19 protein-coding genes are annotated in these 26,788 nt (G+C 57.7%); 6 read left to right on the forward strand and 13 right to left on the reverse strand.

The window, feature by feature from the left end; genetic code table 11:
* Positions 1-53: 53 nt before the first annotated feature.
* Together aroB and ED661_RS18965 are read right to left on the reverse strand one after the other, a co-directional pair.
* Positions 54-1,175 (reverse strand): 3-dehydroquinate synthase, encoded by a 1,122-nt coding sequence (gene aroB, locus ED661_RS18960; protein ID WP_122076082.1) that lies wholly within the window; start codon positions 1,173-1,175, stop codon positions 54-56.
* A gap of 2 nt (positions 1,176-1,177) precedes the next feature.
* Positions 1,178-1,765 (reverse strand): shikimate kinase, encoded by a 588-nt coding sequence (locus ED661_RS18965; protein WP_122076084.1) that lies wholly within the window; start codon positions 1,763-1,765, stop codon positions 1,178-1,180.
* A 220-nt stretch (positions 1,766-1,985) separates the two neighbouring features.
* Here ED661_RS18965 and ED661_RS18970 point away from each other — a divergent pair, with 220 nt between their 5' ends.
* The 6 genes from ED661_RS18970 (at position 1,986) to ED661_RS18995 (ending at position 11,008) form a co-directional block, all read left to right on the forward strand.
* Positions 1,986-3,647: a hypothetical protein gene (locus tag ED661_RS18970; RefSeq protein WP_371412463.1), complete on the forward strand. Its 1,662-nt coding sequence runs from the start codon at positions 1,986-1,988 to the stop codon at positions 3,645-3,647.
* Positions 3,648-4,634 carry a tyrosine recombinase gene (locus ED661_RS18975; protein ID WP_122076086.1) on the forward strand — a complete coding sequence of 329 codons (987 nt, stop codon included), beginning with the start codon at positions 3,648-3,650 and terminating at the stop codon, positions 4,632-4,634.
* 109 nt (positions 4,635-4,743) lie between these two features.
* Positions 4,744-6,054 (forward strand): HlyC/CorC family transporter, encoded by a 1,311-nt coding sequence (locus ED661_RS18980; RefSeq protein ID WP_122076088.1) that lies wholly within the window; start codon positions 4,744-4,746, stop codon positions 6,052-6,054.
* Positions 6,051-7,673, forward strand: a complete 1,623-nt coding sequence (locus ED661_RS18985; RefSeq protein WP_122076090.1) for a hypothetical protein — start codon at positions 6,051-6,053, stop codon at positions 7,671-7,673. Before ED661_RS18980 ends, ED661_RS18985 begins: the two co-directional genes overlap by 4 nt.
* A 128-nt stretch (positions 7,674-7,801) precedes the next feature.
* Positions 7,802-10,219: an FAD-dependent oxidoreductase gene (locus ED661_RS18990; protein ID WP_122076092.1), complete on the forward strand. Its 2,418-nt coding sequence runs from the start codon at positions 7,802-7,804 to the stop codon at positions 10,217-10,219.
* Positions 10,220-10,426: 207 nt separating this feature from the next.
* On the forward strand, positions 10,427-11,008 hold the full coding sequence (locus ED661_RS18995; protein ID WP_122076094.1) for an NTP transferase domain-containing protein: 582 nt from the start codon (positions 10,427-10,429) through the stop codon (positions 11,006-11,008).
* A gap of 107 nt (positions 11,009-11,115) precedes the next feature.
* Here the strand turns inward: ED661_RS18995 and ED661_RS19000 are convergent, their stop codons facing one another.
* The 11 genes from ED661_RS19000 to ED661_RS19050 form a co-directional block, all read right to left on the reverse strand.
* Positions 11,116-14,322, reverse strand: a complete 3,207-nt coding sequence (locus ED661_RS19000; protein ID WP_122076096.1) for a Hint domain-containing protein — start codon at positions 14,320-14,322, stop codon at positions 11,116-11,118.
* A 1,182-nt stretch (positions 14,323-15,504) separates the two neighbouring features.
* The gene (locus ED661_RS19005) at positions 15,505-16,533 is read right to left on the reverse strand and encodes an extracellular solute-binding protein (RefSeq protein ID WP_371412473.1); all 1,029 of its coding nucleotides are present in this window, start codon (positions 16,531-16,533) and stop codon (positions 15,505-15,507) included.
* Positions 16,534-16,562: 29 nt separating this feature from the next.
* Positions 16,563-17,372 carry an ABC transporter permease gene (locus ED661_RS19010; protein ID WP_122076100.1) on the reverse strand — a complete coding sequence of 270 codons (810 nt, stop codon included), beginning with the start codon at positions 17,370-17,372 and terminating at the stop codon, positions 16,563-16,565.
* Entirely contained in the window at positions 17,372-18,301 is a 930-nt protein-coding gene (locus tag ED661_RS19015) for an ABC transporter permease (RefSeq protein ID WP_122076102.1), read from the reverse strand. Before ED661_RS19015 ends, ED661_RS19010 begins: the two co-directional genes overlap by 1 nt.
* The gene (locus tag ED661_RS19020) at positions 18,301-19,392 is read right to left on the reverse strand and encodes an ABC transporter ATP-binding protein (protein WP_122076104.1); all 1,092 of its coding nucleotides are present in this window, start codon (positions 19,390-19,392) and stop codon (positions 18,301-18,303) included. The genes ED661_RS19015 and ED661_RS19020 overlap by 1 nt, the downstream gene beginning before the upstream one ends.
* Before the next feature lie 467 nt (positions 19,393-19,859).
* Positions 19,860-21,008, reverse strand: coding sequence for an acetylornithine deacetylase (argE, locus tag ED661_RS19025; RefSeq protein ID WP_122076106.1), 1,149 nt, complete (start codon positions 21,006-21,008; stop codon positions 19,860-19,862).
* A 10-nt stretch (positions 21,009-21,018) separates the two neighbouring features.
* The gene (locus tag ED661_RS19030; protein WP_122076108.1) at positions 21,019-23,088 is read right to left on the reverse strand and encodes an FAD-dependent oxidoreductase; all 2,070 of its coding nucleotides are present in this window, start codon (positions 23,086-23,088) and stop codon (positions 21,019-21,021) included.
* Between the two features lie 122 nt (positions 23,089-23,210).
* Positions 23,211-24,134: a LysR family transcriptional regulator gene (locus ED661_RS19035; RefSeq protein WP_122076110.1), complete on the reverse strand. Its 924-nt coding sequence runs from the start codon at positions 24,132-24,134 to the stop codon at positions 23,211-23,213.
* Between the two features lie 28 nt (positions 24,135-24,162).
* Positions 24,163-25,656 carry an aldehyde dehydrogenase gene (locus ED661_RS19040; RefSeq protein ID WP_371412464.1) on the reverse strand — a complete coding sequence of 498 codons (1,494 nt, stop codon included), beginning with the start codon at positions 25,654-25,656 and terminating at the stop codon, positions 24,163-24,165.
* A gap of 18 nt (positions 25,657-25,674) precedes the next feature.
* A complete protein-coding gene (locus ED661_RS19045) occupies positions 25,675-26,349 on the reverse strand; it encodes a DUF1028 domain-containing protein (protein ID WP_122076111.1) in 675 nt (224 codons plus the stop codon).
* 4 nt (positions 26,350-26,353) lie between these two features.
* Positions 26,354-26,770: a RidA family protein gene (locus ED661_RS19050; RefSeq protein ID WP_122076113.1), complete on the reverse strand. Its 417-nt coding sequence runs from the start codon at positions 26,768-26,770 to the stop codon at positions 26,354-26,356.
* Between the last annotated feature and the right edge of the window lie 18 nt (positions 26,771-26,788).

Here is a 26,788-nt window from a genome sequence, read left to right on the forward strand (position 1 = left end):
GCCCAGTCTAGCATCTGAGATCTGCCTGCCTCAGCACATCTGTGCCCCCTGACCTATGCGACAGCGCAATCCGCCAGCGCGTCCTGAAGAACCGCAAGCACCGCCGATATGGGCACATCCGCTGTCACAAACGCATCGCCAATGCCACGCGCCAGGATAAAGCGCAACTGACCATCCACGACCTTCTTGTCCTGTCCCATCAACTCCAACAGTGTTTCGGCATCAGGCAATGTGCCCTCGATGTCCGACAGATCCGTTTTCATCCCCATGGATTTTAGATGAGCACGCACCCGGCTTGGATCTTCCTGGCTGCACAGCCCCAAACGCGCGGACAGCTCAAAGGCCAGCGCACAGCCAATGGCAACGCCTTCCCCATGCAACAGACGGTCCGAATAGCCGGTCGCGGCTTCCAGAGCATGGCCAAAGGTATGGCCAAGGTTCAACAGGGCACGGTCGCCCTGTTCGGTCTCGTCACGCACCACGATATCGGCCTTCATCTGCACCGATCGCGCCACAGCCTCTACCCGCGCTTCCATATCGCCAGAGGCCAGCTTTGGCCCCATATCTTCGAGCCAGGCAAAGAACTCCGCCTCGCCCAGCATGCCGTATTTCACCACTTCGCCGTAGCCTGCCAGGAAATCGCGCGCGGTCAGTGTGCCCAGCACCTCGGTATCGGCCAGCACCAGTGTTGGCTGATGAAAAGCGCCGATCAGGTTTTTGCCCTGTGGCGCATTGATCCCGGTCTTGCCCCCGACCGAGCTATCAACCTGCGCCAGCAACGAGGTGGGGATTTGAACAAAGCGCACACCACGGCGCAGTACCGAGGCCGCAAAGCCCACCAGATCGCCAATCACCCCGCCGCCAAAGGCCACGACCACATCGTTGCGCTCTACCTTTTGATCCAGCAGCCATTCCACCGTGCGGGTAAACTGCGGCCAGCCCTTGGTGCTTTCCCCGGCAGGCAAGGCGAGGGAGACCATCTCTATTCCCGCCGCGCCCAGGCCTTGACGCAGGCTCTCCAGGTGCAGATCTGCGACGGTTTCATCCGTCACCACCGCAACGCGGGGCCGTTTGAGAAAGGGGGCAATCCGCGTCCCGGCGCTTTGCAGCAGTCCCGGCCCGATCACCACGTCATAGGCGCGTCCCTCCAGGGGCACATGCACGATCCGTTCCATATTCAACTCTCCAATACGTCGGGGCGAGACCGCAAGGCCTCCAGCACCCGGTCAACCATCTCTTCAATCGAGGCCTGCCCATCAGAGGCCACCGTCAGATCCGCCTTGGCATAAAGCGGCACGCGCTGCTCATAAAGCTCCGCCAACGTTGCACGAGGATCAGCGGTCTTGAGCAGCGGGCGGGTATCCCGATGACGGACTCGATTCCACAGCACCCCCAGATCGGCCTGTAGCCAAATCGAGGCCCCGTTTTCAGTAATCGTCTCGCGGTTCTCCTGCGCCAGAAAGGCACCGCCCCCAGTGGAGAGCACACCGCATTCCTCGGTCAGCAGCCGCGCAATCACCTGACGTTCCTTCAGTCGGAAAAAGGGTTCGCCATCGCGGGCAAAAATCTCGGGGATGGTCATATTGGCGGCAGTCTCGATCTCATGATCGCTGTCCAGGAACGGTACCTGAAGACGAGCAGCAAGGGCGCGCCCAACAGCGGTCTTACCTGCCCCCATCATCCCCACCATGACAATGGTCTTTTTCAGCCGTCCTGGCCTCGGAAGTGAGGTGTCCACCTCGGTTATTTGCTCTTTTTCGCTCATTCTTCAGTGAATGACGTGATATTGCAAAAAAGGCCATATATAACTTGAGCAAAATACAAAGAAGCAGGCAGCGGGTGCGCAATGGTGCGATTGATCAAATATCTAGTTATTTTTGCCGTTCTGGCGGCGCTAGGCCTGGTGGCCTATGCCTATATCGGCCCCTGGTTCGGGGCAGATTTTAGCGTACCAGTGCAAGAGATCCGAAAACCGGTGTTGCTAGATGCGAACTAGGCAGGACAGGAAAATCAGTCTTAAGGCGACGGTTTCCGCGTTATTATTCAGCGCATTATGCGCCACCCCCAGTCTTGCACAGGCTCCCCTCACGGTGATCGACTGGCTGGGCCAGCCGGACAATTCTGCCCCCTTGCCCAGCACCGTTTTACTGGAACCCCCTGTCACTGGAAGTGCAGCGCGTCCCCAGATTACCGTGACACCACTCCAGGCGCTCTTGCCGCCCATCGGATTGGTGTCCCCTTCGGCCACTGGCCTGCCAATTGATCTGTGGCGCGGCAGCACTCCAGAAGACATAGCCGGTCTCATCCGCCAGGTTTCAGTGCAAGGCAACCCGGCGATGCAGTCGCTGCTGTTTACCCTGCTGCTCTCAGAAAGCCGACCACTCGCGGCCAAGGGCGATGTTATCCTCTTGGCGCGTCTGGACCGGCTGATCACCCTGGGCGCCTCTGATCCCGCACAGGCCTTGGTGGAACAGGCCGGCCCCTCCAGCACCCCAGCCCGGTTCCGGCGCTGGTTTTTTACCGCCCTGCTGAGCGGCGATGAAGATCGCGCCTGCGCCGCGCTGACAGCCGCGCCCTTTCTTGCGCCCGACTACCGCGCCCGTGTTTTCTGCTCTGCCCGCCGAGGGGATTGGCCGACAGCGGCTTTGATGCTCGAATCGGCCCATGCATTGGAGATCTTGCCAAAGGCGCAGTTGGACCTGCTGGATCGGTTCCTGAACCCAGACATCTTTGAACTCGCACCGCCCCTGCCCCTGCCCGACAACCCCGATCCTTTGACCTTCCGCCTCTATGAGGCCATTGGTGAGCGTCTGCCCACAGCACCACTGCCACGGGCATTTTCCGCAGCAGACCTGCGCGACGTGGCGGGTTGGAAAGCGCAGCTCGAAGCCGCCGAACGTCTGACCCGCGCCGGTGCTTTGAACCCCAACCAGCTCTTGGGTCTTTATACAGATCGCAGCCCGGCGGCCTCTGGCGGGATTTGGGACCGTGTTGAAGCGCTGCAACGTTTTGAGGCCGCCCTGAACAGCGCCAGCAGTGCAGAGGTTGCCAATGCGTTGCCAGCTGTCTGGCAGGCGATGCAGCAGGCCGGGCTTGAGGTTGGCTTTGCTGATCTGTTCTCCTCCCAATTGGCCCGCTTTGATCTGACGGGTGCAGCAGCTGAGCTGTCCTGGCGCATTCGTCTCTTGGCGCCGACCTATGAAATCGCCTCCCACAGCCCGCCCAGCGACAGTCAGGAGAACATCTTTCTGGCAGCGCTGGCGCAGGGGACCCCAGGGGAACCTGGATCCAATTTGAGCGCCCCACAAACACAACCAGCCGACGGTCAAACCAATGCTGGCGCTGGGTCTGAAACCGGTGCAGCCTCCCCAGCTGCCAGTGCGGTGTTACGCGAAGGGGGCACCCCATTGATGCAGTCGATCATTCAGGGTTTTGAGGATGGTGCTGAGGTCCCCATCAAGATCCGCAGCTTGTTGGACAATGGTCAACTGGGAGAGGCCATTTTACGGACCATGGATCTTTTTGCGCGCGGAGCACAGGGCAATCTTGGCGATCTGAGCAAATCTCTGGCGGCGCTGCGCGCTGTGGGGCTGGAAGATACCGCCAGGCGGGCAACCCTGCAGTTGATGCTGCTGGAGCGCGGTTAGATGGCCGCACCGCGTGATGATCTGCAATGGATCTCCACCTTTCTGGAGGCCCAGGCTGCCGAGGCCGGGGCCGCGCGCAATACCCTGCTGGCCTATGGGCGCGATCTCAAGGATGTCGCGGGCTGGCTGGACCATCGCAACAACGCCTTTGGCCAGGCCGCGCGGGACGATATTGAGGCCTACCTGATCGGCTGTGATGCTGAGGGGCTGTCCCGCGCCACCCGGGCGCGACGGCTCTCTGCCATTCGCCAGCTCTATCATTTTGCCTTTGAGGAAGGCTGGCGCGCCGATAATCCTGCCATCCAGATCAAAGGACCGGGGCGCGCCAAGAAGCTGCCAAAAACGCTGGAGGTCATCGAGGTCGACCGCCTGCTGGAGGCCGCGCGTCAAACCGGGCGCCACCCTGCGGATCGGCTGCGCAATACCTGCCTGATGGAGCTGCTCTATGCCACCGGCATGCGGGTGAGCGAGCTGATGTCACTGCCAGTGGCGTCCGCCCGCGGGGATCCCAACATGCTGTTGGTACTAGGTAAGGGCGGCAAGGAACGCATGGTTCCACTGTCGCCCCCTGCCCGTGATGCACTGCGGGTCTGGCTTACGCTTCGCGATGAGATTGACGGTGAACGCCAGGCCAAGGGACAGCCGGGATCAAGGTTCCTGTTCCCCTCACGCGGCAAAGAAGGGCATCTCACACGCCATTGGTTCTACCTGCTAATCAAGGATTTGGCAGTCACTGGCGGGGTGGATCCGCAAAAGGTGACGCCGCACACCCTGCGCCATGCCTTTGCCACCCATCTTTTGGCCAATGGTGCCGATCTGCGAGCCATTCAGGCGCTTCTGGGTCACGCGGATATCGCCACCACGGAAATCTACACCCATGTGCTGGACGCGCGTCTCAGCGAGTTAGTGCTGGAACATCACCCCCTATCGCGGCCGGGTGAGGCCCGCCAAAGCCTGAACAAAGACAGTGAAAACCCAAAGGACTAGAACGGGTCGTTCCCGTTCTGATATCTCTGCTCCTTTACGCAAGCACCCTTGTCTGACACTGCGCCACAGCCCATAACCAATAGCAACACAAACTGAATTTGGACCCACTATGGACACCGCTCAAACCGTTTTGGACAGCGCCTTCTGGATCTCTGCAGGGGCAATTCTGCTGCTCTTGGTCCTGTCCGCCTTTTTCTCTGGCTCGGAAACAGCCCTGACGGCAGCTTCACGCGGGAAACTGCGCAGCCAGGCCGACAAAGGATCGCGCGGAGCACAGCGCGCGCTGGATGTCACCGAGGATAGCGAACGGCTGATCGGATCAGTCTTGCTGGGCAACAACCTGGTGAACATCCTGGCGACCTCGCTTGCCACCGCATTGCTGACCCGCACCTTTGGCGAAAGCGGCGTGGCCTTTGCCACCCTGGTCATGACCCTCTTGGTACTGATCTTTGCCGAGGTGCTGCCAAAGACCTATGCGATCTCCAACGCCGAAAAAGCCGCTTCTGCGGTGGCTCCTATCATTGGGATTTTGGTGACCATTCTTGCCCCGATTGTGGCCGCTGTGCGCTTTCTGGTCCGTGGCATCCTGCGACTTTTTGGGGTTAAAATCGACCCCGACAGCCATATCATGGCGATGCGCGAAGAAATCGCCGGAGCGTTGCAGCTGGGCCATTCTGAAGGCGTGGTGGAGAAAGAAGATCGCGACCGGATCCTCGGCGCGCTGGATCTCTCTGACCGCTTTGTCGAAGAAATCATGCTGCATCGCTCGCATATTCAGATGATTGATGCCAATGCCGAACCAGCCGATATTCTGGAACAGTGCCTGACCTCGCCCCATACCCGCCTGCCGGTCTTCAAGGATGAGCCAGAGAACATCATCGGCATTGTCCACGCCAAGGATCTGCTGCGTGAGATGTATGCCCAGATTGGTGGCCCCGAAGGGGACGCCAGCGCCCTGCGCAAGTTCGAGATCACCTCGGTGGCCAAGCCGCCATATTTTGTCCCTGAAACCACCACTCTGGACGATCAGATGCGACAATTCCTGCGGATGCGCAGCCATTTTGCCCTGGTGGTGGATGAATATGGCGCCCTGCAGGGGTTGATCACGCTGGAAGATATCCTTGAGGAAATTGTTGGTGAAATCACCGATGAATTTGACCCCGCAGAGCAGTCTCTGGTCAAAAAGGATGCCGATGGCAACTATTCCGTCGAAGGCGCCACCACCATTCGCGACCTGAACCGGGCCACCGACTGGAATCTGCCCGATGAAGAGGCCAATACCATCGCCGGGCTGGTCATTCATGAGGCCCAGATGATCCCGACCACGGGTCAGGTTTTCTCCTTCCATGGTTTCCGCTTTGAGGTCACGGCCCGCGAAGGCAACCGGATCACCGCCTTCAAGGTACGCCCCCTGTCATGAGCCGGGCCTATGCATGGTTCGACCAGATCGTTCTGGACCTGCTACGCCAGCTGCGCTGGAGTTTTCTGCCGCCACTCCTGATCTATTTTGCCTATGGTGTTCAGGGCATTACCTCGGTTGTGGCCACCTTTTTCGTAAAGGAGTATCTGGATCTGGAGGCCGCCTTTCTGGCCGGGCTTGCCTTTTGGGTGGGGCTACCCTGGGCGTTGAAGATGCCACTCGGGCATCTGGTGGACCTGATCTGGCGGTGGAAATACCTGTTGATCGTGCTGGGCGCCGGGCTGATGGGCACCAGCTATGGCATCATCGCCAGCCTGCTGATCATGCCCGAGGCAATGGTCCAGATCATGCCCGCCAACAGTTGGTATGTCACTGCCGCTCTGCTCGCCCCTTGCGGGTTTGTGCTGCAGGATGTGGTTGCCGATGCCATGTCGGTCGAGGCCATCCCCCATTGCAAAACCGATGGCAGCGCCTTTTCTGAAGCCAAAAACCGTACCATGCATACCACCATGCAGATGCTGGGCCGGATCACCCTGATTGGCGGCTTCAGCGCAGCAGCAGCCCTGAATGTCTGGTTGTTTGACGGTGCAGAGGCGCTGGCTCAGGCCGAGAAAGGCGCGCTTTATGCCGATGTCTATCTGCTGGCCCTCATGGTGCCTCTGCTGTCACTGACCGGCATAGCCGTGGCGCTGTTTCAACGCCTGCACCTGGGAAGCAAGCTGCGTAAAATGGGGCTCAGCCCAAGCGAGATCCAAAGCCGCCTGACGCTGCCACGGGATCCGGTTTTGCTGAATTGGTGGTTTTTTATCGGCGGTGGCGTCTTTGTGGCGCTGTCGCTTGGCGTAGGCCTCAGCGAGGTTGAACAGGCGCAGGAGCTGGTCTTTGTCGGTTCGATGGCCATTGTTCTGCTGTTGATGCACCAGTTAATCAAAAGCCTGACAAAGCAACAGGCCCGCGCCTTGATTGGCACCGCGATCATCATCTTCACCTATCGCGCCACACCATTGAATGGCGCCGCCGCCACCTGGTTCGAGATCGACACGCTGGGCTTTGACCAACAGTTCCTGTCGGTGCTGTCGCTGATCTCATCCTTGCTGACCCTGTTTGGCATGGTGCTCCTGCGTCCGCTGATTGCCAATAACACCATCGCCTGGATCATCACCTTCCTGGCTCTGACCGAAGCCCTGCTAAGCCTGCCCAATATTGGCCTGTACTACGGGCTGCACAATTGGACAGCTCCGCTCACCGGTGGGCTGGTTGATGCACGGTTTATCGCTTTGGTGGATACGGCTGTGGAATCCCCCCTGGGGCAAATCGCCATGATCCCCATGCTGGCCTGGATTGCCCGCAACGCCCCCAGCAACCTGAAGGCAACCTTCTTTGCGGTCATGGCCTCCTTCACCAACCTGGCACTCTCAGCCTCTAGCCTCGGGACAAAATACCTCAACCAGGTCTTTGTGGTCACCCGCGAAGTCACTGACGCCAGTGGCCAGATCACCACCCCAGCGGATTACAGCAACCTTGGAGCACTGCTGATCACAGCGGCGCTGCTGAAACTTGCGATTCCACTGGTGACGATCCTCTTGGTACAAATCAGTCCGCTGCGCAGTACCGACTAACCGGCTCTGAGCCTACTTCCTCGTCGTTTCCCTCGTTTCGCCTGGGAACGACGGGGAGTGTCGCTTTTTTACTGGACTACTGTTCACTTCTGTCCAGAATAAAGAAAACACATCCAGGGAGAAGCCTCATGAAGACCACCACCCGTGTGGCCGTGATCGGCGGCGGTGTCGTCGGCTGTTCGGTCCTTTACCACCTGACCAAACTGGGCTGGAGCGACGTGATGCTGCTCGAGCGCTCAGAGCTCACCTCTGGTTCCACCTGGCACGCTGCCGGCGGCTTTCACACCCTCAATGGTGACACCAATATGGCGGCGCTGCAGGGCTACACCATCAAGCTCTACCGCGAGCTGGAAGAGATCACCGGCATGTCCTGCGGGCTGCACCACGTGGGCGGCGTCACCCTCGCCGACAACAAAGAACGCTTTGACATGCTCAAGGCGGAACGTGCCAAGCACCGATTTATGGGGCTGGAGACCGAAATCGTTTCCCCCGAAGAGATCAAGAAAATCGCGCCCGTGACCAATATTGATGGCATTATCGGCGGGCTTTACGATCCGCTGGATGGCCATCTTGACCCCTCTGGCACCACCCATGCCTATGCCAAAGCAGCCCGCATGGGCGGCGCCACGATCGAGACCCATTGCAAAGTTCTGGAAACCAACCAGCGCCCCGATGGCAGCTGGGACGTGGTGACAGATAAGGGCACCATTCACGCTGAACATATCGTCAATGCTGGCGGTCTCTGGGCGCGCGAAGTCGGCGCTATGGCAGGGATCTATTTCCCGCTGCACCCGATGGAACACCAATATATCGTCACCGACGAAGTCCCGATGATTGCCGAAATCATCGACGCAGGCGGCGAACATCCCCATGTGATGGATCCGGCAGGTGAAAGCTATCTGCGCCAGGAAGGCCGTGGGCTCTGCATTGGTTTTTATGAACAGCCCTGCAAACCCTGGGCGGTGAATGGCACCCCCTGGGACTTTGGTCACGAACTCTTGGGCGATGACTTTGACAAAATCGAAGACTCCATTGATTTTGCCTATAAACGCTTCCCTGCCCTCGAGGCCGCCGGGGTGAAATCGGTGATCCACGGACCCTTCACATTTGCCCCCGATGGCAACCCGCTGGTGGGGCCGGTCCCGGGCGTGCGCAACTACTGGTCGGCCTGCGGTGTCATGGCTGGCTTCAGCCAGGGTGGCGGCGTCGGGTTGATGCTGGCGCAATGGATGATTGAGGGCGAACCTGAACGCGATACCATGGCGCTGGACTGCGCCCGCTATGGCGACTGGATCACCCCTGGCTATACCCTGCCAAAGGTTATCGAAAACTATCAGACCCGGTTTTCGGTCTCCTACCCCAACGAAGAACTCCCCGCCGCCCGTCCTTTCCGCACCACGCCAATGTATGATGTCTTTGACAGCATGGGCGCCGTTTGGGGGCAGCAATACGGGCTGGAAGTGCCCAACTACTTCGCCACAGGAGATGAGCCGCGCTACGAGACCCCCTCCTTCCGCCGCTCCAACGCTTTTGAGGCCACCGCCCGCGAAGTCCAAGCGGTCCGCAACGGCGTTGGCATCAACGAGGTGCATAACTTTGGCAAATACCGGATCACAGGCGCAGGGGCGCGCGCCTGGCTGGACCGTATCATGGCAGGCCGCATCCCTCAACCAGGACGGATCAGCCTCACACCAATGCTCTCGCCCAAAGGCCGCCTGATTGGTGACTTCACCGTCTCCTGCCTCAGCGAGGAAGAGTTCCAGCTCACCGCCTCTTACGGGGCACAGGCCTATCATATGCGCTGGTTCCTTCAGCATCAGGATCCCGGCGTGGGGATCGAGAATATCTCCGACAGGCTGAATGGCTTCCAGATTGCCGGCCCCAGGGCCGCAGAGGTCCTGCAGGCCTGCACCCTCCAGGATATCTCTGAGATGCGGTTTATGGATGTGCGGCGCATGACCGTGGGTATGGTCGAATGCCTGGTGCAACGGGTCAGCTACACTGGGGACCTTGGCTACGAGATCTACTGCGACCTGCCCAGCCAGCGCGCGCTGTGGGATATTCTATGGCAGGCCGGCCAACCCCACGGTATGATGCCCTTTGGCATGCGGGCGATGATGTCGCTTCGGCTAGATAAGTTCTTTGGCTCCTGGATGAATGAGTTCTCACCAGATTACACCGCAGCAGAAACCGGCCTGGACCGTTTTATCTCCTTCAAGAAAAACACCGATTTCATTGGCCGATCCGCTGCAGAGGCTGAGCGCGAACAGGGCACAGCCCGTAAACTCTGCGCCTTTGAAGTCGCGGCAACAGATGCAGATGTGGTCGCCTATGAGCCCATTTCGATCAACGGGGAGGTTGTCGGCTTCTGCACCTCTGGCGGCTACTCCCACCATGCGCAGAAATCCATCGCTCTTGGCTTTGTTCCCACTCAGGACGCCCAGCCCGGGCTGGAGGTCGAGATCGAAATCCTTGGTGAGATGCATAAGGCCCGACTGATCACAGAGCCCCTGTTTGACGCTGAGGGCACCCGCATGCGCGGTTAACCCAGCCAGCTCTCCAATTAATCAACGCCCCATATGTTTGGGGGCGTTGATTACTTTCTGTCTCCCACCTTTTACGCTCCACCTTTTTTCTTTGACAGGCTGAGTGTCACCAGGGAGCCACTTTACTCTGGCCTTCCGCTTTCACTTTTCCCAAAATATTCCCGCCGGAGGCATCCAACCTCTCCTTTCTCAGCGCGGGACCAATTTATGAGCACCATCGCAATCCTCCTCCTCGCAGCCGGAGCCTCTTCACGCATGGTGGGCCGTGACAAGCTGATGGAAGAGATCGATGGGCTGCCCCTGCTGTCCCTGATCTGCAGCCGCGCATCGCAAACCGGGCTGCCCTGCTATGTGACGGTTCCCAGCCTCTGCCACCCGCGGGTCTCAGTGACCGGAACCGCCCATGTCATTGCAGTGCCAGAGGCCTCAGAGGGCATGGCCGCCTCGATCCGCACCGGGGTTGCTGCCCTGCCGGCAGAGATCGAGGCCGTGATGATCCTGCCCTGCGACATGCCCGAGCTGCAAACGCAGGATCTCTTACACCTTGCAGCCCATTACCATGGTCCTGACAATACGGTGCTGCGCGCCACGTCAAGCAACGGCACCCCAGGCCATCCGGTCCTGTTTCCCCGCCGCTGTTTTCCAGCCCTAAGCCAGATCACCGGAGATCAGGGCGCCCGCGCCGTGTTGCAAAACCAAGAGGTGCAATTGGTGGCCCTACCCGGCCAAAGAGCGGTGACTGATCTGGACACCCCAGACGCCTGGGCGCGCTGGCGTGCGGGCAGATAGGGTAATCAGACCCGAGAGGAAAACAAAACTGGGCGACACCCTGCGGTGCCGCCCAGTTTTCTATTCGGTCCTAAATCGCCACAGTCATGCAGCAGGCCAGTGCAGGCTTAATGCACCAAGAGGCGCGCCTCATGACGTTTCAGCGACCGGCGCGCAGAGCTATAGGCTTCTCGGCCGACCTCGGACTTCAGCTCAGGGAAGATCTCATAGACCTCGTTGCGCTGCGCGTTATCAAGGCCCCGCAGGGACTGATCGCCAGGCTGGAAGCTTTCAGTCCAGGCACCATCCGAGAGCACCACCTCGTGCTGATCGAACATGAAGTGGATATAGGTGACCGAGCTGGTCTCAACAGCGTCCACACCTGCCAGGCCAGTCAGATGTTTGGCGGCAACCAGGACTTCGCGATCTTCAAAGTAGAGAGCGGTCTTGTCATTGGCCACCAGTACGCGGTGGTTCGGGCTAACCATCATATCGCGCTCAGGCAGACCATTGCCCAGAGCACCTTCGCGGATCAGGATCGGCTGCAGATGCTCTGCGGCCTTCAGATCTGCCGTGGCAAGGTTATGTTTGCCCAACCAGCGAATGGACTGGATACCATTGTCCCGGGTGATGATCCGATCGCCAACCGCCAGATCCTCAACGCGGCGCTCGCCCTCGGGGGTGGCGATCAGCGTGCCAGGGGTAAAGCAGGGAACGATGACGTTTTCGATCTCAAAGAAGTCAGCCGTACCCGTAACTTCGCCAGCGGAGTTCAGGAAAGACACAGTCCCGTTTTCAGCATTGGTAGGATCATATTCCACCACAAGGCTGCCGCCAGGGTTCTGCTCTTCGGCAACGCCGCGCAGATCCAGCACGTCGACATCGCTGTCGTCATCATCTTCGCCGCCATAGACGGTATCGTTCTGGCTGATCCCGGAGATGGTGTCCGAACCAGTCCCGCCCCGAGCAAAGTCGGTGCCATCGCCTGCCCCCAGATCGATCTCATCCAGACCTGCACCACCGTCCAGCTCATCGTCACCCTGACCGCCCAGGATGGTGTCGTCGCCCTCGCCACCGGTCACGGTGTCATCATCGATGCCTGCATCGATCATATCGTTGCCGATACCACCAGAGATAAGGTCATCATCATCCTGGCCATAGATCACATCATCGCCAGCGCCGCCGTCGATGGTATCCATGCCATTAGTGGGATCCGGATCCACCGGACGCCCGTCCGATCCATCATCCGTGATGTTGAGCCCGTCAGGGAAGATCGGGTCCAGACCGCCATAAATGGTATCGGAGCCTGCGCCCCCCATCAGGCTGTCAGAACCTTCACCACCGGTGATCACATCGTCTTCGGTGCCGCCGTCGATGGTATCGTCGTCGATGCCGCCATCGATGGTATCCGAACCCGCACCGCCAGTGATCAGGTCGTTGTCGTCGCCGGTGAGAATGATATCGTTGCCGGCACCGCCATCTACAGTGTCACGGTCATCCAGCGGATCTGCATCTGCAGGCACGGCTGGAATGGATGGCGTGGTACCATCATATCCGGGGAAACCGCGATCCGGCAGCGGCACGGCGTTATCTGAAGAGGTGTCGATGACATCATCACCTTCACCACCCTCGACGCTGTCAGAGCCCTCACCGCCATCGATAGTGTCGTCACCGTCACCACCAATCAGCGAGTCCTCGCCGTCGTTGCCATCAATGATGTCATTACCTTCGCCACCATCAATAGTGTCATCGCCGGGAATGCTGGTCACCGGGGTGCCAAGGGCGTCAAAGAAGACATCGCTGACAACAACGCTGCTGTTGATTGTGCCGTCCTGCGTATGGGTGATCACAATCGACGACACCGGGCCGGGAATTGTCACCAACATCGAGGTGTCTGGGTTGTCATCGCTGGTAAAAGTATCATCTTCACGCGCCGAGGCGGTATCATAGCCCGAAACTGCATCGGTGTCTTCCATGGTCAAACCAGGGCCACCCGCAAGGTTCACCACGACCGGGTTTCCGGCGGCGTCAAAAGCCGTGATGGTGACCGCGCTGTCGGCGTCAATATCGCTGACACGGAAGGACACATCGCCAACCGCATCCGAGAAATCCAGCTGATAGTCAACGGTGCTGCCATCTGAGCTGACATCGGAGTTCAGACCGCTTGTCGGATCTGCCGAAATGCCGCCTGTGTTGATATTGCCAACAAACTGCGGCACGTCAGAGAACTCGTTACCGGTGTCACCGGAACTGCCGGAGACCGAAAAATCAACGGTAATAGATCCGGTATCCTGTGAGAAACCGCCGCTCAGATCGTCGCCTGCATCCACAGGATCGCCACCATCGGGATCAGGTGCAAGGTCCCACTGGAACACTTCACGGGTGCCACCACCGCCAACGCCGGGCACGTCCGTGTCACCGGAGAGCACATCATCGCCGACGCCACCTTCCAGGCTGTCGGCACCGCCGCCGCCATGCACGGTATCGTCGCCTTCGCCCGCCAGCACGGTGTCATCACCGGTACCTGCGTTGACCAGATCATCATCTTCGCCATCTGCGGGGTTGTTCGCATCATCATTGTCGATGCGGTCGCCTTCAGGATCACCCAGATAGGAGGTGTCGATCAGATCATCACCAGCGGTGCCTTCGACGATCCCGTCCAGACCACCACCGCTCACTGTGACAACATTGTCGTCCAGCACGGCAACATAGTCGATGCCGCCATCAAAGGTATTGCCGCCATCTCCATCAGCGCCAATAACAAAGCTGTCTTCGCCATCTGCTGCCACATCCATGGTCATGCCATCGATATCATCGCCAGTGGTATAGCTGGTGCCCTGGGTTGTGTTCTCCACAAGCAAAGTGACGCCACCTGGGCTCCACCCATAGGAAACAGTCACCACATCCCCGGCAGCAAAGAACCCCGTACCAGTCTCAAAGGCCACCTCATTGCCGCCATCGGCATGGGTCAACTGAACCGAGCCATCTTCGGTGACGCGGACTACAAAATTCTCACCGTCGCTGTCGCCTTCCGTCTCCAGACCGCGGCTGACAACGGTTTGATCCCCGACACCCGGGTAAGAGTTGGCCTTGAACGAGGTAATGAGCGTACCGGTGGCCAGATCAAAGGGATCATCATTATCGCCTGCCACGGTGAATTGGCTGCCATCACCATTGCCCAGCATCCAACCACCAGCGTAAGAGGCGCCGCCAGATCCAACGCCATCCTGAGCGATGCCATCGCCAAGACCGCTGTCGTCCTCGGTATATCCATCGCGGAAATCCCAAAGACCAATCAGATTAGCCGAATACGGGTTGTCAAAATTGTCAGCCATCTCGTTCTCCTCATCGGCCTAGGGCCGTTCAATCCGCCTCTTAGATCGAAGCGCCCAAAACCGAATTTCCAGGTCAGCCAAATGCGTTGCCGCAAAGGCCTAACCATAATACCAACCCAAAATGAGAAGAGGCACAGTCTCGCTAGTCACACACCATCGTGCAGCAACAGCGCACCAGCGCAGGCCACGACAACAGTCGGACAGGTCAAGTTCCTAGGACTTGGAACAGAGGTGAGTGCATTTCATATCAGCAAATGCTAGGCAGCAGCGCTTTTTGTCCTCGGACCGACCAAAGAATTTGTTACCCCCCAGATGGGCAAGTTAACAAATACTTTATGGAGGTAGGTCAACAAAGCGAAAAAACTTTCAGAAATTTTAAGAAATCCTCATTTTGAGGCCCCAGTCCCCCTGTTTTGATCGCTGCCAGAGTAAGGACCAAGGGGCATTGTTATGGTAACTACAGCAATAGTTTTGCAGGGCGCCCATATATTCCACGGGGGAAACAAAGAGCCGAATTTGCGCTGCTCCCTGTTTCCAAACCAGCAACAGACACGGAGTGCCGACCAGTGGGAAATTGACGCAGATCAACCAGAGTTAGTTCTAATCACCGCCAAAAACTCAGGATCAATCCCCCCAATATTCGAGGACTGCTTCAGTAACCGCAACAGTTTGGGAAAGAATCGCCCAAAGGCCCGTACAATTTGGGGAGAGAACCCAACCAAAAGGCTAGTCTAGAATGAGCATTCGTAGCTCTTGCAACCCGCAAGTGAGGCATCTTCTCTGAGCGACAATGGAAGGCAAAGACCCTTCATGACCGCAACGCCGAAGGTTTCTGGGGCGTGCAAGACGAAAAGAACTGCCCGTTGTCATAAAACACCGCAACGAGATCGCTCTTTTTCCAATGGCATGGGCAATCGCACTAAGGGTGTCAGCAAGTCAGAGTAAGTGCGCAGCGCCGCCAGAAGGGCCATGAATGCCTGTGGTGCGAGGGGGCTTTTCGGAGCCCCTATTAACCAACAGGAGATAGAGGTGACGCTGGCAGGGCCTATCGCAAAGGCCGCCGCATTACAGGAATAGACTACACAAATGCGCGGCTCGCTGGGGCGCAGGTTTCGTACACCGCCCCACGAATGTAAAATGGGCGGCGATGCCAAGGCCGCCACCCATATGTTTCCAGCAAGCTTACTTCTTCAAGTTAACCCAGATCTTATCATAGATCGCCTGAGTTGCTTCATCACAGACTTCGATAAAGACCCCGGCACCAGCACTAGCGGGCGGATTGCCCTCTGGCAGGTTCGCCAGTTCAGGGTCCAGGAAGGGCGCGACACCAGACAGGCCGGATCCGTAGCGCGCATAGTTGGACACTGCGGCAATGTTTTCTGGCTCAAGCAGGAAATCCATGAACTTTAGCGCGTTTTCACGGTTGGGCGCGTCTTTCAGCAGCACCACATTGTCCATCCAGACAACGTAACCCTGGGTCGGGAATGCATAGCTCAAGGTGTCGCGTTCTTCACGGGCCTTGGCGGCAAAGCCATCATAGATCTGACCAACGGCTGCGTCACCCGACACCAGAACCTCTTTGGCAGTATCCGAGTTGAACGACGCCCAATGCCCCTTGGCCTCTTGGAGCATCGCGTTCAACTCTGTCAGCTTTGCGCGATCGGTCGAGCATTGCTCCATGCCAAGATGCAACGCCGCCATCGCCATGACTTCGCCCTGGCTGTCCAGCATATTGATCTTGCCCGAAAGCTCTGCGGGTGGGTTGAACAGGATATCTGTTGTGTTGATATCTCCAGCAAACACGGCGGAATCCACCGCAAATGACGTCGATCCCCACTGGTATGGGATCGAATGCGCCCAGCCTGGATCAAACGACGGATTTGCCCACTCAGGTGCGATATTGCCTTTGTTGGCAAGTTCTCCGTCACCGATGCGGTCCAGCAGGCCTTCTGCTGCCATGATCGAAACCATGTAGTCGCCGGGGACTGCAACGTCATAGGTGCCGATAGCTCCGGCTTTCAAGGAGGCAAGCATTGCTTCGTTGGAATCGTAGGTATCCATGGTAACTTCGATACCGGTTTGCGCTGTGAACTTGTCCATCAGCTCTTGTGGCATGTATTCGAACCAGTGGTAGACAACCAGTTTGCCCTCGGCGCTGACAGCATTGGCGGCCAGTGCCATCCCCATCGCGGTGACCGTCGTCTTTAGCATGGTATTCATGGGTTGAGTTCCTCTGTTGGTTACTTTGTTTTATCGGTTTTCGAGACGAAGTAGCTGATTGTGACCATTATGATTGAGACGCTCAGCAGCATGGTCGAGATCGCCATAATGTTTGGCTTGAGGCCTTGTTTGACCGAGCCAAAAATCGCCGTGGGCAGGGTCTCGATGCCAGCGCCCTTGACGAAGTTGGTGATGATGAAGTCATCAAGAGAGACGATGAAGGCGAGCAGGAAGCCGGAGATGATACCGGGCATCATCAGGGGCATCAGGATCCTGGTAAAAGCCTGTCTTTTGGTGGCGTAAAGATCCATCGCCGCCTGTTCATAGCTGTCCTCAATTCCTTGCATTCGGGCCGAAATCGGCAGGTAAGCAAAGGGAATACAAAAGGCGATATGCGCCAACAGGATCGTCATCAGGCCGCGACCAAAACCAATCGAATTGAAAAAGATCAGCGTGGCGACAGCCGTCACGATTTCAGGCACCATCAGCGGCAGGGAGATCAGGCCAAAACTCACCCTGCGCAGGCGGAACTTGCCCCCCCGAACAATCGCGGTCGCCGCCAGCGTGGCAATTGCCGTTGACACGGTGGCCGCAATGATTGCGATGACAAAGCTGTTGCGCGCGGCCAGTTTGAACTTGCCGCTTTCCGGGCCGGTGAACACATCAACGTACCAGTGCAGCGACAGCCCTTCCCAAACGGTGATCGATTTTGAGGCGTTAAAGGAATAGACCGTTACGACGACCAGTGGGGCGTAGAGGATGATCAGGCAAAGAATGGTGATGGCCCGAAACCCTTTATAATTGCGAACATCTGCTGTTGAGCGCGCCATTATCCTGCCTCCTTTTCTGCCTTGGCTTGCTGTCGGGCAAAGATCAGCAGGATGATGAGAACCATGGTCAACAGGATCATGGAGGCCGCTGCCCCAAAGGGCCAATTGCCGGCGTTGCCCTTAAATTGCTCTTCGATCAGCGAGCCAATCATGAAGTTTTTGGCACCCCCAAGAAGATCAGGGGCGAGGAAAGAGCCAAGCGAGGGCACAAAAACAAGGATGCAGCCCGCGATGACACCAGGTTTGACCGCGGGCAGCAGGATACGACGCAGCGTGGTCGCCTTGCTGGCATAGAGATCCGCTGCCGCTTCGGAGAGCGTGAAGTTGTAGCGCTCGACCGCTGCGTAGATCGGCAACACCATGAAGGGCAGGTAGGAATAGAACAAACCCAGCTGGACCGCGAAATTGGTGTTGATGATCCGGATCGGATCATCGATCAACCCGATGTTCATCAGGAAACCATTCAACGGGCCTTCGTCACGCAGCAAGAACTTCATCGACACCGTCCGGATCAACAGGTTCACCCAATAGGGGATGGTGATCAGGAAGACCCAAATGGGGCGCACGTTTTCGGCACGGGTCGCGATGAAATAGGCCGTTGGGAAGCCAATGACCAAACTCAGGAGCGTTGCTGCTCCGGCCTGCCAGATCGAGCGCCAGAAGATTGTGATATAGGTCCATTCCACGCTACAGGCTTCGTCGCCAAACAGGCCGCGATCACAGAAAAACTGCTCATAGGAGGCCAGACTAAACTCCCAAACAACGCCGCCGCGGAACTCTTTAGTCAGGAACGAATAGACTAACATCATCCCGACCGGCACCAGTGAGAGCACCAGTAATACGACCCAAGAAGGCAGCAACAACCAATTGCGGGCCTCTGCATAGGTGTCCGTTGTTGCGCTGCCGCCGCTTGCTGCACCGCTAGCCATCAGTCTACCAGGAGGCGTGCCGCCCCCAGCTCCATGTTGACGAAGACATCATTACCCGGCTCAAATATGCGTTTGTTGCCGCGATCCGAATTGGAGGTGCGAACAGTAAAGTTCGGCCCATCCGCCAGATCGATGATCGTGGTGATATCCGTGCCGGCAAATACGTTCTCAAGCACCTTGCCTTTGAGGCTTTCGCTTTCCGTTGGCTCATCCGAGATAAACAGCCGTTCTGGGCGCACCGACATATGCACCTTGGCGCCGGTACCAATGCCATCAACAGCATTGCAGGTCAGTTCATGGCCACCGCCGAGGTGGCAAATCGCCCGACCGTTGTTGATCGCATCAACGGAGACCTCCAGAAGATTTGTTTCGCCGATGAAATCCGCAACAAACATGTTGCGTGGGCTTTCATAGATGTCGCGGGCCCCTCCCAGTTGCTGCAGCTCACCGGCAGACATAACCGCGATGCGGTCAGACATCGTCAGGGCTTCTTCCTGATCATGGGTCACAAAGATAAATGTGATCCCGGTTTCACGCTGCAAATGCTTGAGTTCCAACTGCATCGCCTGGCGCAGTTTCAGATCCAACGCCGACAGCGGCTCATCCAACAGCAGCACCTTGGGCTGCGGCGCCAGCGCGCGCGCCAGTGCCACCCGCTGCTGTTGGCCCCCCGAAAGCTGCGAGGGTTTGCGCGCCGAGAACTGCGACAGCTGCACCAATTCGAGCATTTCCCCCGCCCGCTTACGTGCCTTGCCCTTGGATTTACCGCGCATTTCCAGACCAAAAGCCACATTGTCCAGAATGGTCATATGCGGAAACAGCGCATAGTTCTGAAACACGGTGTTCACCGGTCGCTGATGCGGTGGCAGGGTCTCGATCTCCTCTCCGTAGAGATAGATTCCGCCCTCCGTCACATCCTCAAAACCAGCAATCATCCGCAAAAGCGTGGTCTTGCCGCACCCGGATGGGCCCAACAGGGTGAAAAACTCGTTGTCCATGATGGACAGTGATATTTTCTTTAAGGCTGTAAAATCGCCGTAGCGCTTCACAGCATCGCGCACATCAATCGCGACTTCGGGATCGTGAGACAAAGCGTCCTCCCTGGAAACAGTTCAGTTACAAGGAGCATAGGGGGCCTGTTTACCCGCGTTAATGACGGAGTCCCTCAGCGTTCATTAGCCTAAGCCTAACGAAATTTTTTAATTATATTTCAATATGTTGAAATTCATTCACCCATGAATTGCCATTGTATAGTGATTGCTTCGGCGCGGCCTAACCGGCGACAGGCAAAACATATCTCTACCGCGATCGGCGCACCTGGTCTTTGCCGTCAGGGCCTAACAAGCTGATGGAGGCGCGCAGATCAGCACATTGAATTTGGCGACGCACCGACAGTCGTAAAATGCCATCTGGCCGACATCGCAGTCGCAAAAAGTGAGTTGCAACTGCGCCCGGGACCGCTGCTTTGCCCCACGCGTATCCCTTTCCTAGCCACTCATAAAGAGACAGGTGCGACACCGGAATTGTCCCCACAGGAGGGTTAGACGCGGCACAGATTTCACCCCTCCAGGTCTTCGACAATCCGCAGCATCATCCTGTCACAGGCAGCCAGCTGCGCTTCCTCGACATACTCGTCAGGTTTATGCCCCTGCCCCTCCATCGAGCCCGGACCACAAACGACCGTCGGAATCCCGAGATTGGAAAAAAAGCCGGCTTCGGTGCCAAAGGCCACTTTGGTGATGTCCTGTTGTTCTGCAAGCCGCTGAGCCAGTGTTACAACCGGCGCGTCCCTAGGCACATCCAGGCCCGGATAGGCATTGTAACGGTTCAGCTTGATCGCAGCCCCGGGAAACAGATCGCGATACCGCCCGGCCACAGCCACTGCAGCCTCTGTCAGGCGCGCCATAATCTCCTCTGGGTCGTCTGCGGCCAAATGTCTGTATTCAAACGTTACATCGGCACTATCGGCCACAATGTTGAGCGCCATACCACCGCTGAGCGTTCCAACATGCAGCGTTGTATAGGCGACACTGTACCCCTCGTCCCGCTGTCCCTCTTTCGCATACCAGTCCTGGATCCCGCGCAGCTCAGAGACAAAATCAGTCGCCAAATGCAGCGCGTTGACAAACCTGGGCGCCAGAGCGGAATGGCCGTTCTGCCCATTGCAGCTTGCCCGGATCGCCGCTTTACCCTTGTGCCCAATAGCGACACGCATCTCAGTCGGCTCGCCAACAAAACAGGCGCGCGGTGTTCCCAATAACGGAGATAACGCCGCAAGCATTTGCTGAATGCCGACGCAGCCGATTTCCTCGTCATAAGAGAAAACCAGCTTGAGTGGTTCTTTCAAACGACGTGTCGCGGCCATATCTGCGGCGGTCAACATCGCCGCCAGATAGCCCTTCATATCGGTGGTGCCACGGCCAAAAATCTTGCCATCTTCTTTGGTCATCCGAAAGGCGTCGCGGCTCCAATCCTGGCACTCGACAGGCACCACGTCTGTGTGGCTTGACAGCATTATGCCGCCCTCACCAGCGCCGATTTCGGCATATAGCCCCGCCTTCTGACCACAGGGCGAGGGCAAGCGGCGCAGCCGAAAGCCGCGAGTCTTGAGATAGGTCTCAATAAAGGAAATGATGTCCAAATTCGAACGCGCGCTGACCGAGTTAAACCCGATCAGACGCGCAAGATTGTCGATAGTCTGCGTCATGTATTGATGCTCAATCTACGGCCAGTTCAGTGATTTCCCGGCGGAATGGCAGCGCATCCCCAATATCCGGTTCGTCCAACTCACGAGCATAGCGGTGACCAGCATAGGTTGCCCAGGCGATTGGGCCAGGCGCATTGGCGTCACCGATCAGCTTGACGGATTTGATGCCCGCGTCAGCCCATTCTGCTTCGCGTGCCTTAAGATCGTTGTATACACCGTTGTTTTCTTGGCGGGCAGCCACAATCACTACGGCGTCAGCTTCGTGTCTCTGGGGACGATCAGTGTAGACGCAATTGCTGACCACGTGATCCGGGTGGATTTCCTTTACACCGCGATTGAGCACAATATCAACGCCAGCTTCAACCAGACGGGGGTGAATTGCGATCTGTTCCAGCGTGTTGTTGGTCCAGTCGCTGACATAGGCGGAGGGGGTGATCAAGGTGACCTCAGCGCCGTTTTTGGCCATCAGTTCCGCCAAAACGCCACCCATGTAGTAATGATCGTCGTCAAACACGATGACCTTGCCCGTTGGAATGGTTCCGTCCATCAGGTCATCAGGCGTATAGATCTTGGCCCCCTCAGCAATGGGCATGGGCACCACATGCTGGCGCGCAACCCCATCGCGACGCCATTTCGATCCGGTCGCCAGACAGATGTTCTGGAACCCAAATTCTAGAATGCTCTCCGCATCCAGCGCGCTGTCGAAATAGGTTTCAACATTGGATTTCTGGCTGATCTGATACTCACGGTATTCCAGAACCCGCCCCCAGGCGCTGAGCCCCGGCAGCTGGCGTTCACGCGCAACGCGCCCGCCCAGCGTGGTTGTGGCCTCGGCAATTGCCACGTCATAGCCGCGTTCAGACAAGGCCCGAGCGGCTTCCAGCCCGGCGGGGCCGGATCCCACGACCAGCACGTTTTCGCTGTCGCCTTTGGTGTTCATCTTCTCAGGGTGCCAACCTTTGCGCCATTCTTCCATGAAGGTCGGATTCTGGGTGCACCGGCTGATCGACATGGTCATGTCACCGGTGATGCAGATATTGCAGCCGATGCATTCGCGGATATCTTCTATCCGGCCTTCTTCGATCTTCTTGGGCAGGAAAGGATCTGCGATAGAAGGACGCGCGCAGCCGATCATATCCAGCACACCGGTCCTAATCTGTTTGACCATGACATCCGGCGAGGTGAACCGCCCTACCCCGACGATGGGCTTGTCTGTGAGCTCATGAATGCCACGCACCAGCTGCTCTTGTGCGGCTTCTTCTTTGAAACGCGAGGGGCCAGAACAATCTTCCCAGGTGCCCTGTGCCAAATCCCAAAGATCAGGCAGATCCCGGTTCATTTCGATGTAATCGCGCACCTCGGCGTTGGAGAACCCCAGCTCGCCAATGGTTTCATCCAGCGACACCCGCAAGGCGATCCCCATGGTGTCGCCCACCGCATCCTTGATATCGGCAATGACCTCTTGCGAAAAACGCGCCCGGTTTTCCAGACTGCCGCCATATTCATCGGTCCGCTGGTTGGTAGCGCGGCTCAGGAAATGCTGGAAAATACCAAACCCATGCGCGCCGTAGAGATTGATCAGATCAAACCCTGCCTTTTTTGAGCGCTTTGCAGCATTCACAAACCACCGCCGTAGATTGACGATATCTGTCTTGTCCAATGAGCGTGCCTGCACCGGGTCATTGGTGAAGGTGCGGATCGGCATCGCAGAGGGCGCCAGTGGCACCTCCTTTGAGTAGAGGTTCGGGCCGTTGATACCCGAATAGGCCAATTGGATGCCGGCCAGGGCACCGTGGGTCTTCATCCGTTCGGACATCTTGCGCAGCTGCGGAATATCCTTGTCTTCCCAAAGACGTAGCTCGATGAAGGGGGTGATTTCTGAAGTGTGGTGCATCTCGCATTGTTCAGTGAAAATCACCCCCCAGCCGCCTTCTGCCTTGATGCCACGCATGGCTGCTGCAGCCGAGGGATCGCGGTAGCCACCACCGTTGCAATGCGGGACCTGATAGAAACGGTTTTTGGCCGTAACGGGACCGATCTGCATCGGCTCGAATAGGATATCGTAGCGGGGATCGCGCAATTTTGCCTCCTCAGGTCTTAGGGTCCACCCAGAATACTTGCTGAACCCTCCACCGAAAGATGCCGTTGCAAAAGCGTTGATTAGGATGTCCCTAAGAGGATTGCCCACCCGCTGTGCAGCCCTCAGCCGTCAAGACCCGGAAACCCCGTTCTGATCAGCTCTTCGCTACAATGTTTGGCAAAGGCGCGCACCACGCTGGAGGAATCCGCATCATTGGACATCAAAAGCCCCATCCGCATTGGCCTCACATCGCCAACAAGTGGGATGAACTTCAACGGTTTTCCATCCGGAGCACGATCATTCACCGGGCGCACATTAGCGATGGAATAGCCAAAACCATTGGCCACCAGGCTGCGCATGACCGCCATGTCTTTTGTACGTTCTGCGACATTGGGCACCGCGTTGATCTTTGCGAAGAAAGACAAAAAGTAGTCCGAACTAAACGGTAAATCCAACAGGACCATCGGATAGTCGTTCAGCTCGGCCACGGAGACTGCAGGCAAATGTGAGAGCGGATGGGCGACATCCACAATCGCAAAGGGGGGCAGCTCCAGCAGGGATGTGAACTGCAGATCCGCAGGCAAATTCAGATCATAGGTCAGTGCCACGTCGATTTCGGCCCGCCGCAACAGGCTGAAAATCTCAGATTGGTTCGCCTCTTTTTGATGCACATTGACCTCAGGAAAGGCCTGCTCGAAACTCCGGCGCACCGTTGGCAGAAGAACCTGGGCAAATGTGATCAGACAGCCTACCGAAAGACGCCCGCGCACCACACCGGAGATATCGCCCGCCAGCGCCATCATCCCCTCGGCCTCTTTCAGAACGAGTTTGGCCTGCTCCAGCATGATGCGGCCTGCTTGGGACAATGACAGACCCTGCGCATGCTGGCGCACAAATAGCGGCATGCCGAACTCTTTTTCCAGCTGATTGATCGCCGAGGAAATGGAGGGCGACGACACATTCACCTGCTCCGACGCAAGCGCAATGCTGCCAGCTTCACCAACAGCAACAAAATACTCCAATTGTCTGAGAGTGTATCTCAGCATCGCCCATCCTTTGGCCCAAGAGCGCTCATCAAGGTTTGTACTTTATCCAGGTTGTCTTCAAAGCGGTATACTTTTCAAGTGAGTGCAGTGACAAGTCACGACCGAACCCGGATTGTTTCATGCCGCCAAACGGGGTCATTGCCGACAGGGCATCCACTGTATTCACAGAAACCGTTCCCACATGCAGCTTATCCGATACCCGACAAGCACGGCTCAGGTTGTCCGTCCAGACCGAGGCGGCAAGACCATAGATCGAGTCATTAGCCATTTCGACCGCCTCTTGCTCACTGTCGAAGGGGATCACCGCCAGAACCGGGCCAAAAATCTCGTCTCGTGCCAGTGGGTCGCCATGTTTCACATCATCAAAAATGGTTGGTTGCACAAAACACCCTTTGCCATTGACCGTGACCTGTTCCCCCCCGGCGACGAGGTTTGCGGTGGATTTCCCACTCTCAACAAAGCGCATAATGCCTGCGGTCTGCTTTTCGTCAACAATTGCACCCATCTTTGACTTCGGGTCCAGTGGGTCGCCCGGCTGTGTGGCATTTGCTCGTTCGATCAGCTTCTCGACAAAGGAATCTTTGATGGATCGCTCAACATAAAGCCGCGAATTTGCGGAACAGACCTCACCCTGATTGAAGAAAATTCCAAAGGCCGCCATATCTGCCGCAGCCTCCAGATCCTCGCAATCGGCAAAGACAAGGTTCGGGCTTTTGCCGCCCGTTTCCGGCCAGACCTGTTTCAGGTTTGATTGGCCAGAATACTGCATGAACCTTTTGCCAATGCCCGTAGAGCCCGTGAAGGTCAGACAATCAACGTCCATATGAAGGCCCAGAGCCTGGCCTGCGGTGGCGCCAAAGCCAGGCACCACATTCAGCACGCCATCAGGCAGACCTGCTTCAGCGGCCAGCTCGGCCAGTCGCAGCGCCGAAAGCGGCGATTGTTCAGCTGGTTTCAGCACCACCGAATTGCCTGCCGCCAGCGCAGCCGCTGCCTTCCATGTGGCCATGTCCAATGGGAAATTCCACGGCGTCACCGCGCCAACTACACCCAAAGGTACGCGGCTGATCAGCGCCAGATCGCCGGGTCCGGTGGGGGCGACCTCGTCATAGACCTTGTCGATGGCCTCGGCGTACCATTGGAAAAAATGCGCCGAACCCGGGGCATCAATGGTCACCGCGTCGCTCACCAGTTTCCCCATGTCCAGACTGTCCAGCAGCGCCATTTCCTCAAGGTTTTCACGGATGAGTGCCGCCAGCTTCAGCAGGATCTCCTTGCGATCACCCGGTGCCATGCGTGACCAACGCCCATCCTCAAAGGCACGCCGTCCTGCCGAAACCGCAAGATCGATATCAGCGGCGTCGCATTCGGCAACCGAAGTCAAGATTTCCCCATTCGCGGGATTGATGCTGTCGAAGGTTTTTCCCGAAATTGCGTCGACAAACTTCCCGTCGACAAAGGCCTGCCCCCGGAGAGAAATGCTCTCCGCGCGGGTTTTCCAATCCTGATAGCTATAGCCCATCACCATGTCCTCTTTGCTTCACTCGTCGCCCGGCACGCCGTAAGACGGGGCTTCTCTTGGATCCAACGCCCGTTGAACGTAGGCCTCCATTTGCGGTTTGTAGACGTCCCAAGCCTGCGCCAAGGCCTCGATCGGGCAGTCCAGTGTCCAGTCACAGCGCAGGTCGACCAGGGGCCAGCTCTGCTTGTCCACAACCTTCATACCTGCGGAATGGATTGGCCCCGCCTCGCCGCCTGCCTCCAGCCCCGCGCGCATGGCAGCAAGCAGACGATCACCAAGATGGCCTGAGGCACTGACGAACCCATCGACAATCGCCTGGGGCACTGCGTCATTTGCCAGCAGGTTGCCACCCGAGGCGACATGATCGCCACTGGCCTGCGTCCAGATACCAAGGGAATTTGGCCCAGAATGAATGGCGGTGTTGCCCGCCTGATCCACTGCCAGAACCTGGCGGTAGTCGATGAACGTCCCCTGTTTCACCACCTCGTCGATGGCCTCAGCTGCAGTGCGCCCCTGCGCCATGAAATCAAGGGCAAGAGGGCCAAGTGACGGATCGGTGATATTTTGTGACGCAACCGCCCCAACCCCTGCACGCGCGAAAGAGCAACGCGCAGCGACTGCCGGGGAGGAGGATGAGATTGCGAGGCCGAACATACCTGTTTCAGCGCAACGGGCGACCAGAGAAAATGTCATGGCCTCAGTCCGGGATCACGGCGGTGCCGTCGATTTCGACCAGCCATTCAGGACGCGCCAGCGCCTGCACAACCAGCCCGGTCGAACAGGGGTACACCCCTTTGATATATTCCCCCATGGTGCGGTAAACAGCTTCGCGATGACGCACATCGGTGATGTAGACCACGATTTTCACCAGGTGTTCCATCGTCCCGCCGGCCTCTTCGATCAGCTGGCGAATGTTCTGCATCACCTTATGGGTCTGCTCTACCGGGTCGTGGCTGTCGATATTGACGGCGTCGTCCAGGTTCTGCGGGCATTGCCCACGCAGATAGACGGTTTTGCCGCCCTGTGTGACCACGGCCTGACACAGATCGTTGTCGAGATTTTGTTCAGGGTAGGTTTCCCCAGTGTTGAACTTGCGAATTCGGGTATGGGCCATGTCGGTCTCCGTCAGATT

Source organism: Pseudophaeobacter sp. EL27 (genome assembly GCF_900313025.1).
Taxonomy (GTDB): domain Bacteria; phylum Pseudomonadota; class Alphaproteobacteria; order Rhodobacterales; family Rhodobacteraceae; genus Pseudophaeobacter.

What these genes read in the sequence shown, in the direction of transcription:
- aroB (WP_122076082.1), bottom strand. Translation starts at nt 1,175, where the DNA reads ATGGAACGGATCGTGCATGTGCCCCTGGAGGGACGCGCCTATGACGTG.
- ED661_RS18965 (WP_122076084.1), bottom strand. Translation starts at nt 1,765, where the DNA reads ATGAGCGAAAAAGAGCAAATAACCGAGGTGGACACCTCACTTCCGAGG.
- ED661_RS18970 (WP_371412463.1), top strand. Translation starts at nt 1,986, where the DNA reads ATGCGAACTAGGCAGGACAGGAAAATCAGTCTTAAGGCGACGGTTTCC.
- ED661_RS18975 (WP_122076086.1), top strand. Translation starts at nt 3,648, where the DNA reads ATGGCCGCACCGCGTGATGATCTGCAATGGATCTCCACCTTTCTGGAG.
- ED661_RS18980 (WP_122076088.1), top strand. Translation starts at nt 4,744, where the DNA reads ATGGACACCGCTCAAACCGTTTTGGACAGCGCCTTCTGGATCTCTGCA.
- ED661_RS18985 (WP_122076090.1), top strand. Translation starts at nt 6,051, where the DNA reads ATGAGCCGGGCCTATGCATGGTTCGACCAGATCGTTCTGGACCTGCTA.
- ED661_RS18990 (WP_122076092.1), top strand. Translation starts at nt 7,802, where the DNA reads ATGAAGACCACCACCCGTGTGGCCGTGATCGGCGGCGGTGTCGTCGGC.
- ED661_RS18995 (WP_122076094.1), top strand. Translation starts at nt 10,427, where the DNA reads ATGAGCACCATCGCAATCCTCCTCCTCGCAGCCGGAGCCTCTTCACGC.
- ED661_RS19000 (WP_122076096.1), bottom strand. Translation starts at nt 14,322, where the DNA reads ATGGCTGACAATTTTGACAACCCGTATTCGGCTAATCTGATTGGTCTT.
- ED661_RS19005 (WP_371412473.1), bottom strand. Translation starts at nt 16,533, where the DNA reads ATGCTAAAGACGACGGTCACCGCGATGGGGATGGCACTGGCCGCCAAT.
- ED661_RS19010 (WP_122076100.1), bottom strand. Translation starts at nt 17,372, where the DNA reads ATGGCGCGCTCAACAGCAGATGTTCGCAATTATAAAGGGTTTCGGGCC.
- ED661_RS19015 (WP_122076102.1), bottom strand. Translation starts at nt 18,301, where the DNA reads ATGGCTAGCGGTGCAGCAAGCGGCGGCAGCGCAACAACGGACACCTAT.
- argE (WP_122076106.1), bottom strand. Translation starts at nt 21,008, where the DNA reads ATGACGCAGACTATCGACAATCTTGCGCGTCTGATCGGGTTTAACTCG.
- ED661_RS19035 (WP_122076110.1), bottom strand. Translation starts at nt 24,134, where the DNA reads ATGCTGAGATACACTCTCAGACAATTGGAGTATTTTGTTGCTGTTGGT.
- ED661_RS19040 (WP_371412464.1), bottom strand. Translation starts at nt 25,656, where the DNA reads ATGGGCTATAGCTATCAGGATTGGAAAACCCGCGCGGAGAGCATTTCT.
- ED661_RS19045 (WP_122076111.1), bottom strand. Translation starts at nt 26,349, where the DNA reads ATGACATTTTCTCTGGTCGCCCGTTGCGCTGAAACAGGTATGTTCGGC.
- ED661_RS19050 (WP_122076113.1), bottom strand. Translation starts at nt 26,770, where the DNA reads ATGGCCCATACCCGAATTCGCAAGTTCAACACTGGGGAAACCTACCCT.